The following is a 13,176-nucleotide window of genomic DNA, read 5'->3' as shown; positions in this document are numbered from 1 at the left end:
GCCACATCGATCGCACGCGCTTTCAAATCAATACATAGAGTTTGCTTGATGAGAGTCTGGGCAGTAGCCAATCAAAAAGGTGGCGTCGGCAAGACCACCACGACCATCGCTTTGGCCGGCCTGCTGGCCGAGGCCGGCAAGCGCGTGGTCGTCGTCGACCTGGACCCGCACGGTTCGATGACCAGTTACTTCGGCCACAACCCTGATGCCCTCGAGCACAGTTGCTACGACCTGTTCCTGCACAAAGGCAGCGTGCCTGAGGGCTTGCCGGGGCAACTGCTGCTGCCCACCAGCGACGAGCGGATTTCGCTGTTGCCGTCGAGCACCGCGCTGGCCGTGCTGGAGCGCCAGTCGCCGGGGCAGAATGGCCTGGGCCTGGTGATCGCCAAGAGTCTGGCGCAGTTGTGGCAGGATTTCGACTTTGCCTTGATCGACAGCCCACCCTTGCTCGGCGTGCTGATGGTCAATGCCCTGGCCGCCAGCCAGCAGTTGGTGATCCCGGTGCAAACCGAGTTTCTTGCGGTGAAGGGGCTTGAGCGCATGGTCGCGACCCTGGCCATGGTCAACCGGTCACGCAAGCAGGCGCTGCCGTACCAGATCGTGCCGACGCTGTTCGACCGCCGCACCCAGGCCTCGCTGGGCACCCTCAAGCTGCTGCGTGACACCTACGGCCAGCATGTATGGCAGGGCTACATCCCGGTCGATACGCGCCTACGCGACGCCAGCCGCAAGGGCGTGACGCCCTCGCAGTTCGACGCCAAGAGCCGTGGGCTGGTCGCCTACCGGGCACTGCTCAAGCACCTGTTGACCTACAAACCCGCAGCGCAGGTGGCCTGATGACCCAGACCCGGTACACCGGCACCCGGCCACAGATGGCCTTGCAATCGTATCTGGATGGCCTGCTGCAGGAGGCCACCGAAGACGAGGCGCTGTTGCAGCCCCCGGTGGAGCCCGCTGCAGCCGATGAGTTCGCTGAAGCCGTGCGCGAGGAGCAGGCCCGCGATGCCCGCCAGCCGCAACCTGCCGAACCGCTCGTGGCCGTTGCCCGCCCTGCGCCTCGGCCTTTCGCCGAACCCCGCCTGGCGGTGTTGCCCAGCGTGATGCCGGTCGACCCGCCGGTGGTGACGGTGGTGGAGCAGGAGGTGGTGGCCGAGGCGGCCATTCCAGTGCTGGTCGAAGCGCCTGCGCTGGAACCGGCGCTGCCACTGGTCGACGTGCACCTGCCAGCGCCGCCCGTGCCACCGGCCACTGTCGACGGCCGCCCGGCCTGGGCCGCCGAACCCTTCGAGTGCCTGTTGTTCGATGTCGCCGGCCTGACCCTGGCGGTACCGCTGGTGTGCCTGGGCTCGATCTACACCCTGGCCGGCCAGGAGCTGACACCGCTGTTCGGTCAGCCCGAATGGTTCCTTGGCATCCTCACCTGCCAGGCGGGCAACCTCAAGGTCCTGGATACGGCGCGCTGGGTGATGCCCGACCGCTACCGCGACGATTTCCGCCAGGGCCTGCAGTACGTGATTTCGGTGCAGGGCTACGAATGGGGGCTGGCCGTGCACCAGGTCAGCCGTTCGTTGCGCCTGGACCCGTCGGAAATCAAGTGGCGCAGCCAGCGTGGCCAGCGCCCGTGGTTGGCCGGCACGGTTATTGAACACATGTGTGCATTGCTCGACGTTGCCGCACTGGCCGAGCTGATCGCCAGCGGCGCGGTCAAGCAGCTGCACGACAAACAAATGACACCGAACACAACCGCCAGTAAGCGGATTTAGAGGGCTAGGGGAATGAAAAAGTCGTCTGCACAAGGTTCTGAAGATCCAATCCTGCAGTGGGTTACCTTCCGGCTGGACAACGAGTCCTACGGCATCAACGTGATGCAGGTGCAGGAAGTGCTGCGTTACACCGAGATCGCGCCGGTACCGGGTGCGCCAAGCTATGTGCTGGGCATCATCAACCTGCGAGGCAACGTGGTAACGGTGATCGATACCCGCCAGCGCTTTGGCCTGATGCCGACCGAAGTCACCGACAACACCCGTATCGTCATCATCGAGGCCGACAAGCAAGTGGTCGGTATCCTGGTCGACAGCGTGGCCGAGGTGGTCTACCTGCGCCAGTCGGAAATCGAAACCGCGCCGAACGTGGGTAACGAGGAGTCGGCCAAGTTCATCCAGGGCGTGTGCAACAAGAACGGCGAGCTGCTGATCCTGGTCGAACTGGACAAGATGATGACTGAGGAAGAGTGGTCCGAGCTGGAGAACATCTGAGTTGATCTTCGAGGTTGCGGTAATCTTTCTGGCGTTGCTGTGGGCCTTGAGCCTCTGGTTCTTCCTCAACTACAGCAAACGCCAGCGTGAAGTGGCCGCGCAGCAGGCCGTGGGCGATGCCTTGCGCGACCAGCGCATCAAGGACCTCGCCAAACGCCTGGATGACTACCAGAACGTCACGGTGCGCATGGGGGACGCGCTGCACGAGCTGAAAGTGGCGGTTGCCCCCTTGCCGGACCGGATCCAGCAACTGGAGCAACGCGACCCTCATAACGTGACGTTCTCCCAGGCAGCCAAGCTGGTCGGCATGGGCGCCAGCATCGCCGAGCTGACCGAGAGCTGCGGCCTGACCCAGGCCGAGGCAGAGCTGATGAGCAAGCTGCACCGTAGCCACTGAGCCTGGCGGGCCGCTTCAAGGCCCGCTCAGGCCTGCGCCCAGGCTCAGGTCTGGACCCAGGAGTGATTGCCGCCGACCGTGGCAATGCGGTTGAGCGGCAATTGCTGGTGCACGGCCTCCCTCAACGCGCTGCCGTTGATGAAGGTGGCGGTATTGATACGCGGGATGTTGTACAGGTTGACCATCTGGCGCAAAGTCGCCAGGTTGGGCAATTGCTGGTCGATCACGTCGCTGAGCAGGCGGGGGCCGGTCAGGTAGCTCAGGCGGCTGGCATACCGGTAGAAGTTCAGTGGGTCTTCGGCCAGGCTAGGTCTGTGGTCATAGAAGTCCGAATGGATGCGGAAGCGTGCGTGCATTTCCTCGCTGATCGCCTCCAGGGTCGGGTTGCCAGGGTGGCTACCGATCTGGCTGGTGTTGTACAGGCAGTTCATGCTCAGTTTCTCGTTGGCCATCGGCGGCGCCAGCAGCAAGCCGTTGGGCGGGATGCACAGGTCCACCTCATTGATCGCTTCGGTGGGCGTTGCAGGTGGTTCGCCGTGCTCTGGTTGCCTGGCCTTGCCTGGCACCCGTAGCGTGTCGTCGACGTCCATGTACAACCCCCCTTCATGGTGCAGCAGCGGGTAGCGCAGCACATCGCTCGCCGACGCATAGTTGGTGGCCACGCCACCATTGCCGTCCAGCGCCGCGTCGTACTGGGCATAGTACTTGGTCTGCTGGAATGCCCTGAAGAACGCCTGTTCTTCCAGGGGTAGCACCTGCAGCCCCGGCGTCTGTTCGGCCAGCAGGCGCAGGTTTTCTTCGTAGGCGCCAGGGTTGGCCGTGGACAGGAACAGGCGCAGGCTGTAATCACTGTTTTCCAGCGCCGCGACATTGTGGGCAAGGTTGCTCAGCAAGGCCGGGCGCAAGGTCTTGTCACCTACCCAGAGACAGGAAATCCGCTTGGGGATGGGCATGCTGTTGGCGGGTGCGCGTGGTATTTCGCTTGGCAGCACCAGGTCGATACCCAGCGCGCGCAGGGTGGCAGTGCGCATCGCATCGGTGACTACGCGCTCGCGGGGCTCGGGTACCAGGCCGCGAGCATCAGGGCTTGCCACGTAGCCAACGGGCTCAACGTCGTTGATGTCCTCGTCCAGGATGAAGGCATCCCGTTCAAGGTCATACACCACCTCCTTGATGTAGTCGTCGATCACCGATTCCAGGGTGTCCGGCATGCCGTTGTACCTCGGCCTGCGGATCACGGCCTCGGCGGTGAGCGGGTCTGCTTGCGGCAGCGGCGGGATCGGTTCGCAGATATGGAAGTAGGGCGCACCTTCGGGCGCCGGGGCCAGCAGTACGGGGGCGCGCACCGGGCTCATTGGGTAACCGATCTGGTCGTTGAGCCGAATCGGCGGCACGAAGCCTTCGCTTTTGAACGCGAACAGTGCCGAGGCTTTGGACGCCCCAGTCAACAGCAATGGCACAGCATTGAACAGCCCCCAGGTGATGTTGGCGACACCGTCCTGCCGTGCCTGCAGGGTCTTGCCATTGATCGCCTCATCCAGGCCAAGGCCCAACTGCGCAATGCCGCCGAGCGCCAACACCGGCGCCAGGCCGGGCACCACCAGGCACAGCGGTGCCAGCAAGTTGAGGGTGGTGAGCAGGTAGCCCCGCCACTTGGCTTTGCTGACCTGGCTGTCGCTGGTGATGATGAAGTCGGCGTCATCGAAGCTGCGTTGGCGTTGGCGCTCGGCCAGCGCCTGGAACAAGTCGCCGGTGATCCTCGGGTTGTAGCGGCTTGGCCGGTAGTTGACGTAGGTGCGCGGCGGCCAGATGCCATCATCGTTGAACATGCCGTGTTCCGGCGGCAACACGTGGCGCCGGGGGTACTCGGCCAGCCCGTCGAGTGCGGTATCCAGCCCGCTGAAATCCACGCCCTGTGGCCTGTCCGCTAGCCGGAAATGCTGTTTCAGGGCTTCACGCTTGAGTGGGTCTTTGCACTGCTCGCCGACCCAGTCCTTCAGCGCATTTTCGCTGGCGAACTCCAGCAAGGGTGAGCTGTTGCCGGGTATGTAGAGCACTGTCAGGTCCGTGCTTGGGTTGCACAGGTAAAGCAGGTCGGTGGCGGCGTAGCCATAGATGCTCAGGGTGCTCATGCGCAGCTTGTCGACCCGCGGCATCAACTCGGCGGCTTGCCACAGCAACTTCCGTGCGGCTTCGCTGAGGCTGCCTTCGCTGACCTGCTTGTTGCAGGCGGCAATGAAATTGAGCTTGCACGCCAGGCGGTGTGCGCTCATGTGCTCGCGCCAGTAGGTGTGCAGGGTGTTCTCGAAGGGTGCCTGGAAGTCCAGGTTCTCGATGAATTGCTGGAAACTTTCGGCGGCTACCGGCACATGGGTAGTGGCGTCATAGCGCGGTGGTTCGGTACGCAGGAACAGCCCATTGAAGACCGAAAATTCGGCGCCATAGTGGTTGAAACCCCGGGCGGGCAGGGCGTTGACGATCCGCACCGGGCCTTCTGGCAAAGTGCCGGCCCAGGGCGCACGGAACAAGGCGCCGAACAGGTCGTTATTGCTTTCGCCCTGCCAGTTGCTGAGCACGGCCTGGCTTAGGCTGATGCATTGCCTGACCTCTGCCAGGCTGCCGCCTTTGCGGTCGGAACGGTAGTGCAGGGTCACCACATCGACCCGGTCGGGGTCGAGGTCATGGCCCTGCTCGGCGAACCATTGCTTCACGGCCTGGCTGGCCTGGCGATCGGGCCGAGGGACATGGTTCAAATGATCGCGGACATAGTGCACGCCAGTGGCGTTGATCCCGGTAGTGCGCATCGTGGTTACCTTGCGTGAGTGGGAGCTGCAAGGTTGCAGGATGCTGCTGCACGCCAGTGGTAGATAACTACATACGCCTGCTATGGCCCTTCAGTTGTGTTCCCAGCTATGCGCCCGACCTGCCTCGAAGAACCGGTCCAGCGGCACATGCTCACGAATCAGTTGGGTCAACTGGCTCGTGTCGAGGGTGCCGTGCAGGTCGTAGAGAGGCGAAATCAGCAGTCTGCACATGCCGCGTAACTGCCTAAGCCAGGGCAGCTGCGCGTCGATCACATCATTGAGCACCCCAGGCCCGGTCAGGCGGCAGAGGCGGCGAGCATAAGCGTTGAAGCCTACAGGGTTGAATACCCGATCGGGCCGTTCAGTGTAAAACGTGGGGTCTAGCTGGAACCGTTGCAGGATTGCCTCGGAAATGGCGTCCAGTGTGGGGTTGCCGGGGTGGCTGCCGATCATGCTGTTGTTGTACTTGACGTAGAAACCCAGTTGATCATTGGAAACCGGGGGGTACAGGAGCAAGCCATTGGTGGTCGTTCGCAAGGTCTGGTTGGTCAGCGGCGAGGTGCCTGGCCCCGAAGCGGCGTTGAGCACGCGGTCGTCGGCATCCAGATAGAAACCACCGATGTGCTTGAGCATGCGGTAGCGCAGAATGTCGCTGGCCGAGCTGTAATTGGTGATGCCTGGGTTGGTAATTCCAAGTGCTGCCTGGTACTGGGCGAAATAGGGCGACCGCGTGAACTCTTGGTAGAACGGTTGATCCTCGAGCGTCAGGACGCTCATGTGAAGTGTCCTGCTCCTGAGCAGCGTAAGGTTGGCGTCATAGGCCCTGGGGCTTTGCCGCGAGAGGAACAGTTGGTACTGGTAATCACTGTTTTCCAGCGCTTGGGCATTGTGTACGAGCGCCTCCAGGAAAACAGGGGAAATGGCCTTGTCACCCACCCAAATGCTGGAAACGATGCGCGGAATCGGCGTACGTTCCAGGGTGTTGAAGTACGTGTAGTCGATGGGTAGATCCAGTTCGATGCCCAACTGCCGGAGGGTGAACATGCGCTGTGCGTCGGTGACGACCCGCTGGGCATTGGCAACGCGCACTAGCCCCGCTGGTTCGCCGGTGTCAATCTTCCAGCGCTCAGGCGTTGCCTGCTTGTATTCAGAGAGTTTGATAAAACTGTTGGTGTGCAAATCGTACACCACAGGCTGCATTTTGATCCCTTGAGACGACTGGAATGCACCCTCGAAATAGTGGCCCATATCATCCCCGACGTGCGTCACTAACACCCTTTGTGAGCCTGTCGGAATCTGTACCGTTTCACGAAACGCTGCTTGTGCCGGTATCAACTGCAACGCATCCGTCGGCACGGTTACATTGGCCGCTTCGCCCAGCACATCCGCCAACTGGGACGGCCGTAGCAAACCTGGCAAACGGTAGTGAAACGCCTGGCTGGCGCGGGCGATGCCGATAGGCAAGGGCAAGGCATTGAACAGGCCGAAGACCTGGTTCTCGACCCCTTCGACTTTCTCGTCCAGCGAGTGGCCGTTGATCACCTGGTCCATGCCCAGGCTGAACTGTGCCACGCCGCCCAGCACCATCACCGCAAGGAGCTCGGGCACCACCACGCATAAAGGTGCCAGCAAGCACTGGGCAACGTTCAGGTAGCTGCCCCAATGCGTCTTGACGACCTGGCGGTTGGTGATGACGCGGTAATCCAGGTCGTCGTAGCTGCGCTGCTTCTGGCGATTGGCCAAGTGATCGAACAGGTTACCTGTGATAGGTAAGCTGGTGGTTGGCGAGCCAAACTCGATGGTATCTTCAGGGGCCCATGTACCACTGGTGGCAAAGCCGGGATGATCGTCGGGCAGGGTATGCGCGGCGGGATAGCAGCCCAGCCCTTTCAAGGCCGTGATGAGGCCGCTGAATTCCAGCCCGTCCTTCCAGTCCGCGGGTGAGAAACATTGTTGTAGCCACTCGCGGCGTTCTGGGTCTTTGCATTGCTCGGCAAACCAGTGCTTGAGCGCAGACAGGTCCGGGAATTCGTGCAGGGGCGACGCGTTGCCCGGCATATAAAGGACGACGGTGCTGCTGTCGTCGGCCTTGATGTAGATGATCGATGTACTGTGATAACCGTACACATTCAGCAGGCGGGTGGTTATCGCCCGTGTATCCAGGGGCAACAGGCCGGCGGCCTGCCAGGCAAGGCGCCAGGCAGGGACACTGAGGCTGCCCTCGTTGACCTGCTTGTTGCAGGCGGTGATGAAGGCCATTTCCAGTGCGCGTGCGTATTCTTTCCGACTTTGCTGCCAGTAGCTGTCCAGTTGGGCCTTCAGCCGTTCGTGCAGGTGCAAGCCCCACACATAGTCCTGAAAAACTTCGGCACGGATGGGCAGCAGTGTCGCCGGGCTGAGCTCCTGATTCGCGGTACGTCGGTACAGGCCGTTGAAGACCAGGTAGGACATCGCGTTGGAAAGCAGGGGAGGTGGCCGCATACGGTCGACAAATGTCACCGCATGCAGCGGGGCAATACCCGCCCAATCGCCAATGTGAAGCCCCCCGCTGCCTGTACTCGGTTCACCTTGCCAGTTGGCCAGCAGGGCATCGGTCAGGCTGGTGCGTTGAATCACCTTGGCCTGCGGAGGTCGCCAAGGTTGGCCCTCTTCGCGCTCCGCGTCCTGGTAGTGGAAGGTGACGACGTCTATGTCAGCGGGTGACAGGGACACACCGCGTGGCGCAAGCCAGTCGCGCAATAGCTTGTCGGCCAATGTATCGGGGCGCGGCATCTGGGCCAGCGCACTGTGCAACAGGCGCTGCTTCATGGGTTGTGGGAAGTTCATCGTTGGGTGTCCGTGGCTATCGGGCGTTGCAGGGTAGCCAGCGGGCACACCGGTCAAGTGCTAATTAATGCTGTCATCCCCTGGCAGCACGTTCATCGGCGAAGGCGCAGGGGTAATGTCGCGCTCGCCCGGCGGTTCGTCGTCGAAGCCCACGGGCACCTTGCCACGCAGTTGCCAGGCAAAGGCGATGATTTCGGCGATGGTCAGGTACAGCGCCTCGGGGATCTGCTCGCCCAGTTCCAGGCGCGCCAGCAAGCGTACGAGCTCGGCGTTTTCATAGATCGGAACGTCGTGCTCGCGGGCCAGGGCCAGTATGGCCTCGGCTACGCTGTCGTCACCTTTGGCCGTCAGGCTCGGCGCCTGCTGGCCATCGTAGCTCAAGGCAATGGCCTGGCGGGGTTGTCGGTCGTTCATGCGTTTTCGTCCACCCAGCGTTGTTCTACTCGGGTACGGGGCCCTTGCGGTGGGATGCCCGCGCGGCATTCCAGGTCGCCGACCTCCAGGCCGCGGGCAAGCAAGCGTTCGCGCAGGCTGCCCAGCTGGCTGTCGATCAGGCGCGCGGTCGGCTCGCGCTCGGCCCACAGCTGGCCCGACAGCTGCCCTTGATTCAACTGGGCCTGGACCTGCATGGGGCCCAGCGGGGGCAGGTCGAAAGCCAGGTCGATACGCCAAAGGGCTCGCAGCGAGTCTGCTGCTTCATGTTCACGATCGGCCTGCTGGCGTGGCGTTTCTTCGCGCTGCAGTTTGACCTGCAGGGGAATGAACTCCTGGCCGTGGCGAATCGGCACTTCGGTTTGCCACGTGGTCTGCAGGTTACCGTTTTCCAGTGTGCCGCTTTGTTGCAGGCTGCTCATGGCGTGGCTCTGCAGGCGGGAAATGGCCGCTGCGGCCAGGCGCAGCAGCTGTTGCAGGTCGCCTTCGTCTTCCAGCGCGTTCAGCAACCGCGACGGCAGCGGGAATGCCCCAGGCTGTGGCTTGGGGCTGACCCGTTCGAGCAGGCCCAGGGCTCCGCGTGCCACGGCGGGCATGGTCACGGCTAGGCTGTCCGGAGCCAGGCTTGGCGTGCCGGGCGGCAGGTTCGGTGCCTGCGCCACCAGCCGCAGCAGGTGGGCCTTGAGGTCGGTGGCGACAGCGGCTGGGTAGCCCCCCAGCAATTTTGCTTCAAGGAAGGCGCCGCTGTTGCTCAGGGCTTGTGCCACGCCTTTGGCGTCCGCCAGTTGCCGTACGTCCGGCAGGCCGGCCAGCAGGCGTTCGGCGCTGGCGCGCAGGTCGCCAGGGGCATCGGCGCTGCGGGTGAGCTGCTGCAGCGCGTCGAGCAGGCTGGGCAGCGAGGCCTGGCGGTTCTGTTGGGTCATTAGCTGCTGAGCGATGCTCAGTTGGTCCTGCCTGCCACTCAGTGGCACGAAGCGCAGTGACTGATCACCTTGTACCAGCGCGCTGAGCAGGCTGCCAACGGCCAGCGGGCGCGGGCTGTCGACGCTCAGGGTGGCGCCGGCCTGGGCGCTGTTGAGCAAACTGATCAGTGCCCGATAGACCGGCGCCTGCCCAGGCGCCTGGGCCAATGCCTGGTTGGTCAGGACCTTGCCTTGCAGGAGCGTGCCGACAGGTACCTCGCGGGTATCCAGGCGGGTCAGGGTGGCGACCTGGCTGGCAGTGGCCTGCTGCAATAAAATGGCCAGGCGATTGCCTTCGGTCTGGCTGACGGTAACCTGGCTACCTGGGGCCAGGGGTTGGCCGGCGCTGGCCTGCAGCTGGGTCTGTGCGCCGTTGGCCTGGACCAGCCGCAGGAGCAGCCGGAACTCCTGGCCGCTCTGACGCAACGCCAGCACTTGGGCTTGCGCGGTTTCGCCGGGCGCCAGCAAACCGGGCTGGGGCTGGACCAGGCGCAGGACCTCGCCGGTCATGGCCGCCTTGGTGGCTTGGTTGCCAAGCGCAGTTTGTGCGCCGAGACTATTGATTTCAGTCATGATTGTATACAACCTGTCGGACCCGGCCTCTTGGCAGCGCAGCGGCGCGTGCAATAATGCCGACCGCCCGTGGTTGCCAGTATAACGGCAGCGCACCGGGCGACTTGAGACACGGGCTTCAGGTTGGCTCGCCTGCCAAACAGGCAACACCGACCTGAGGCCCTCTACACATAAGGCGAAACCGTGACCTTCCACCTCCAAGCCGCAGGCCTGGCCTGCGAGCGCGACTGGCGCCTGCTGTTCGAGCAACTCGATTTCGAGCTGGGCGCGGGCGACATGCTGCAGATCAGTGGGCCCAACGGCAGTGGCAAGACCAGCCTGCTGCGCCTGTTGGCCGGGCTGATGCAGCCAACCGCCGGGCAGATCCTGCTGGGGGGCAAGCCGTTGGCTGAGCAGCGTCATGCCATGGCCAGCCTCCTGCTATGGATTGGCCATGCCGCCGGCATCAAGGACCTGCTGACCGCCGAGGAAAACCTCACCTGGCTGTGCGCCCTGCATCAACCGGCCAGCCGCGACGCTATCTGGGCAGCGCTGGCGGCGGTGGGCCTGCGCGGGTTCGAAGACGTGCCTTGCCACACCCTGTCGGCCGGCCAGCAGCGCCGCGTGGCCCTGGCCCGCTTGCACCTGGCCGGGCCGCCGCTGTGGATTCTCGATGAGCCGTTCACCGCCCTCGACAAGCAAGGCGTGGCGCAACTGGAAGCACACCTGGCGGCGCACTGCGAGCAAGGCGGCACCGTCGTGCTGACCACCCACCATACGCTGACGCGCAAGCCAGGCGGTTACCGTGAACTGAACCTGGGGCAATGGGCGGCATGAGCGTATTCATCCTGTTGCTGCGCCGTGAAGCGCGCCTGTTGTTCCGGCGCCCGGCCGAATTGGCCAACCCGCTGGTGTTCTTCGCCATCGTCGTGGCCCTGTTCCCGCTGGCGGTTGGCCCCGAGAGCCAATTGTTGCAAACCTTGTCGCCGGGCCTGGTGTGGGTGGCCGCGTTGCTGGCGGTGCTGCTGTCCCTGGACGGCCTGTTCCGCAGTGATTTCGAGGACGGCTCGCTGGAGCAGTGGGTGCTGTCGCCGCACCCGCTGGCGCTGCTGGTGCTGGCCAAGGTGCTGGCGCACTGGATCTTTTCCGGGCTGGCGCTGGTATTGTTGGCGCCGCTGCTGGCCTTGATGCTGGGCTTGCCCGGCCACTGCCTGCCGGTGCTGCTTGCTTCACTGCTGCTGGGTACGCCAGTGCTGAGCTTGCTGGGTGCGGTAGGCGCGGCGCTGACCGTTGGCCTCAAGCGCGGTGGTTTGTTACTGGCGTTGCTGATTTTGCCGTTGTATATCCCTGTATTGATCCTGGGCAGTGGTGCGTTGCAAGCGGCGTTGCAGAATATGCCGGCAACCGGCCATTTGCTCTGGCTCGCCAGCCTCACCGCCCTGGCCGTGACCCTGGCACCCTTTGCGATAGCGGCCGGGCTGAAGATCAGCGTCGGCGAATAACGAGTCCCGGGCTCTCAAGCCCGGCAAATACCCTGGATGTACCCTGATGAAAATAAGCTGGACGTGGTTCCACAAGCTGGGCTCCCCGAAATGGTTCTATGCCATCAGCGGCCGCATGCTGCCATGGCTGGCCACTGCCGCCGTGCTTCTGCTGCTGGTCGGCATCACCTGGGGCCTGGCCTTCGCCCCCCAGGACTACCAGCAAGGCAACAGCTTCCGCATCATCTATATCCACGTGCCGGCGGCGATGCTGGCGCAGTCCTGCTATGTGCTGCTGGCCGTGGCCGGGGTGGTGGGGCTGGTGTGGAAGATGAAGCTGGCCGATGTCGCCCTGCAATGTGCCGCCCCGATCGGCGCCTGGATGACCGCGGTGGCGCTGGTCACCGGTGCCATCTGGGGCAAGCCGACCTGGGGCAGTTGGTGGGTGTGGGATGCCCGACTTACGTCCATGCTTATCCTGCTGTTCCTGTACTTCGGCATTATTGCGCTGGGCCAGGCGATCAGTAATCGTGACAGCGCAGCCAAAGCCTGTGCGGTGCTGGCGATCGTCGGCGTGGTGAACATCCCGATCATCAAGTACTCGGTGGAGTGGTGGAACACGCTGCACCAGGGCGCCACCTTCACCCTCACCGAAAAACCGGCGATGCCGGCAGAAATGTGGCTGCCGCTGCTGTGCACGGCGCTGGGTTTCTACTGCTTCTTCGGCGCTGTGCTGCTGCTGCGCATGCGCCTGGAAGTGCTAAAGCGCGAGGCGCGCGCCAGTTGGGTCAAGGACGAAGTCTTGAACAGCCTTGGGCGGAGGGCCGCACCATGAGCTTTGCCACCTTCGGCGAATTCCTTGCCATGGGCCACCACGGCCTGTACGTGTGGTCGGCCTATGGCATCTGCCTAGTGGTGCTGGCGCTGAATGTCGCCGCGCCGCTGCTGGCTCGCCGTCGCTACCTGCAAGAAGAGGCGCGCCGTTTGCGCCGGGAGAACAACCAGTGAATCCGCAGCGCAAGAAACGCCTGTTGCTCATCGCCGGCCTGTTGGTCGGCGTCGGGGTTGCCGTCGGCTTTGCCTTGAGCGCACTGCAGCAGAACATCAACCTGTTCTATACCCCCACTCAAATTGCCAATGGCGAAGCGCCGCTGGACACCCGTATCCGCGCGGGCGGCATGGTCGAGAAAGGCTCGGTGCAACGCTCGTCCGACTCGCTGGACGTACGCTTCGTGGTCACCGATTTCAACAAATCGGTGCCAATCACCTACCGCGGCATTCTGCCCGACCTGTTCCGCGAAGGGCAGGGCATCGTCGCCCTGGGCAAGCTCAATGATCAGGGCGTGGTGGTAGCCGATGAAGTGCTGGCCAAGCATGACGAGAAATACATGCCGCCCGAGGTTACCAAGGCCCTCAAGGAAAGCGGCCAGGCAGCCGCTGGCGGGGGGAGCAAGCCATGAACGCCGC

13 protein-coding genes are annotated in these 13,176 nt (G+C 63.4%); 9 read left to right on the top strand and 4 right to left on the bottom strand.

Annotation, left to right across the window (positions count from 1 at the left end):
* Positions 1-48: 48 nt before the first annotated feature.
* From APH30_RS00330 to APH30_RS00315, 4 genes are read left to right on the top strand one after another with little or no spacing between them, the layout of a single operon-like run.
* The gene (locus APH30_RS00330) at positions 49-837 is read left to right on the top strand and encodes a ParA family protein (protein ID WP_009681922.1); all 789 of its coding nucleotides are present in this window, start codon (positions 49-51) and stop codon (positions 835-837) included.
* Positions 837-1,763: a CheW domain-containing protein gene (locus APH30_RS00325; protein WP_054911372.1), complete on the top strand. Its 927-nt coding sequence runs from the start codon at positions 837-839 to the stop codon at positions 1,761-1,763. The genes APH30_RS00330 and APH30_RS00325 overlap by 1 nt, the downstream gene beginning before the upstream one ends.
* A 12-nt stretch (positions 1,764-1,775) precedes the next feature.
* A complete protein-coding gene (locus APH30_RS00320; protein WP_003254393.1) occupies positions 1,776-2,255 on the top strand; it encodes a chemotaxis protein CheW in 480 nt (159 codons plus the stop codon).
* 1 nt (position 2,256) lies between these two features.
* Positions 2,257-2,652 carry a DUF2802 domain-containing protein gene (locus APH30_RS00315; protein WP_054911371.1) on the top strand — a complete coding sequence of 132 codons (396 nt, stop codon included), beginning with the start codon at positions 2,257-2,259 and terminating at the stop codon, positions 2,650-2,652.
* A 44-nt stretch (positions 2,653-2,696) separates the two neighbouring features.
* Here the strand turns inward: APH30_RS00315 and APH30_RS00310 are convergent, their stop codons facing one another.
* From APH30_RS00310 to APH30_RS00295, 4 genes are all read right to left on the bottom strand, one after another.
* Positions 2,697-5,456 carry a dermonecrotic toxin domain-containing protein gene (locus tag APH30_RS00310; RefSeq protein WP_054911370.1) on the bottom strand — a complete coding sequence of 920 codons (2,760 nt, stop codon included), beginning with the start codon at positions 5,454-5,456 and terminating at the stop codon, positions 2,697-2,699.
* 90 nt (positions 5,457-5,546) lie between these two features.
* Positions 5,547-8,282, bottom strand: a complete 2,736-nt coding sequence (locus APH30_RS00305; protein WP_054911369.1) for a dermonecrotic toxin domain-containing protein — start codon at positions 8,280-8,282, stop codon at positions 5,547-5,549.
* 60 nt (positions 8,283-8,342) lie between these two features.
* A complete protein-coding gene (locus APH30_RS00300) occupies positions 8,343-8,696 on the bottom strand; it encodes an EscU/YscU/HrcU family type III secretion system export apparatus switch protein (protein ID WP_054911368.1) in 354 nt (117 codons plus the stop codon).
* A complete protein-coding gene (locus tag APH30_RS00295; RefSeq protein ID WP_054911367.1) occupies positions 8,693-10,249 on the bottom strand; it encodes a flagellar hook-length control protein FliK in 1,557 nt (518 codons plus the stop codon). Before APH30_RS00295 ends, APH30_RS00300 begins: the two co-directional genes overlap by 4 nt.
* Positions 10,250-10,432: 183 nt before the next feature.
* Between APH30_RS00295 and ccmA the strand changes: the two genes are divergently transcribed.
* From ccmA to ccmE, 5 genes are read left to right on the top strand one after another with little or no spacing between them, the layout of a single operon-like run.
* Positions 10,433-11,065 (top strand): cytochrome c biogenesis heme-transporting ATPase CcmA, encoded by a 633-nt coding sequence (gene ccmA / locus APH30_RS00290; protein WP_054904662.1) that lies wholly within the window; start codon positions 10,433-10,435, stop codon positions 11,063-11,065.
* Entirely contained in the window at positions 11,053-11,730 is a 678-nt protein-coding gene (gene ccmB / locus APH30_RS00285) for a heme exporter protein CcmB (protein ID WP_009681931.1), read from the top strand. Before ccmA ends, ccmB begins: the two co-directional genes overlap by 13 nt.
* 46 nt (positions 11,731-11,776) lie before the next feature.
* Complete coding sequence (locus tag APH30_RS00280; RefSeq protein ID WP_054890110.1) at positions 11,777-12,544, top strand: heme ABC transporter permease; 768 nt, start codon at positions 11,777-11,779, stop codon at positions 12,542-12,544.
* The gene (gene ccmD, locus APH30_RS00275) at positions 12,541-12,717 is read left to right on the top strand and encodes a heme exporter protein CcmD (RefSeq protein ID WP_009681933.1); all 177 of its coding nucleotides are present in this window, start codon (positions 12,541-12,543) and stop codon (positions 12,715-12,717) included. The genes APH30_RS00280 and ccmD overlap by 4 nt, the downstream gene beginning before the upstream one ends.
* Positions 12,714-13,169 carry a cytochrome c maturation protein CcmE gene (gene ccmE / locus APH30_RS00270; protein ID WP_009681934.1) on the top strand — a complete coding sequence of 152 codons (456 nt, stop codon included), beginning with the start codon at positions 12,714-12,716 and terminating at the stop codon, positions 13,167-13,169. The genes ccmD and ccmE overlap by 4 nt, the downstream gene beginning before the upstream one ends.
* The last annotated feature ends 7 nt before the right edge of the window (positions 13,170-13,176 follow it).

The organism is Pseudomonas sp. NBRC 111127 (assembly GCF_001320345.1).
Taxonomy (GTDB): Bacteria; Pseudomonadota; Gammaproteobacteria; order Pseudomonadales; family Pseudomonadaceae; genus Aquipseudomonas; species Aquipseudomonas juntendi.
Note: the sequence above shows the minus strand (reverse complement) of the source record. Positions and strands in the feature narration are given on the sequence as shown.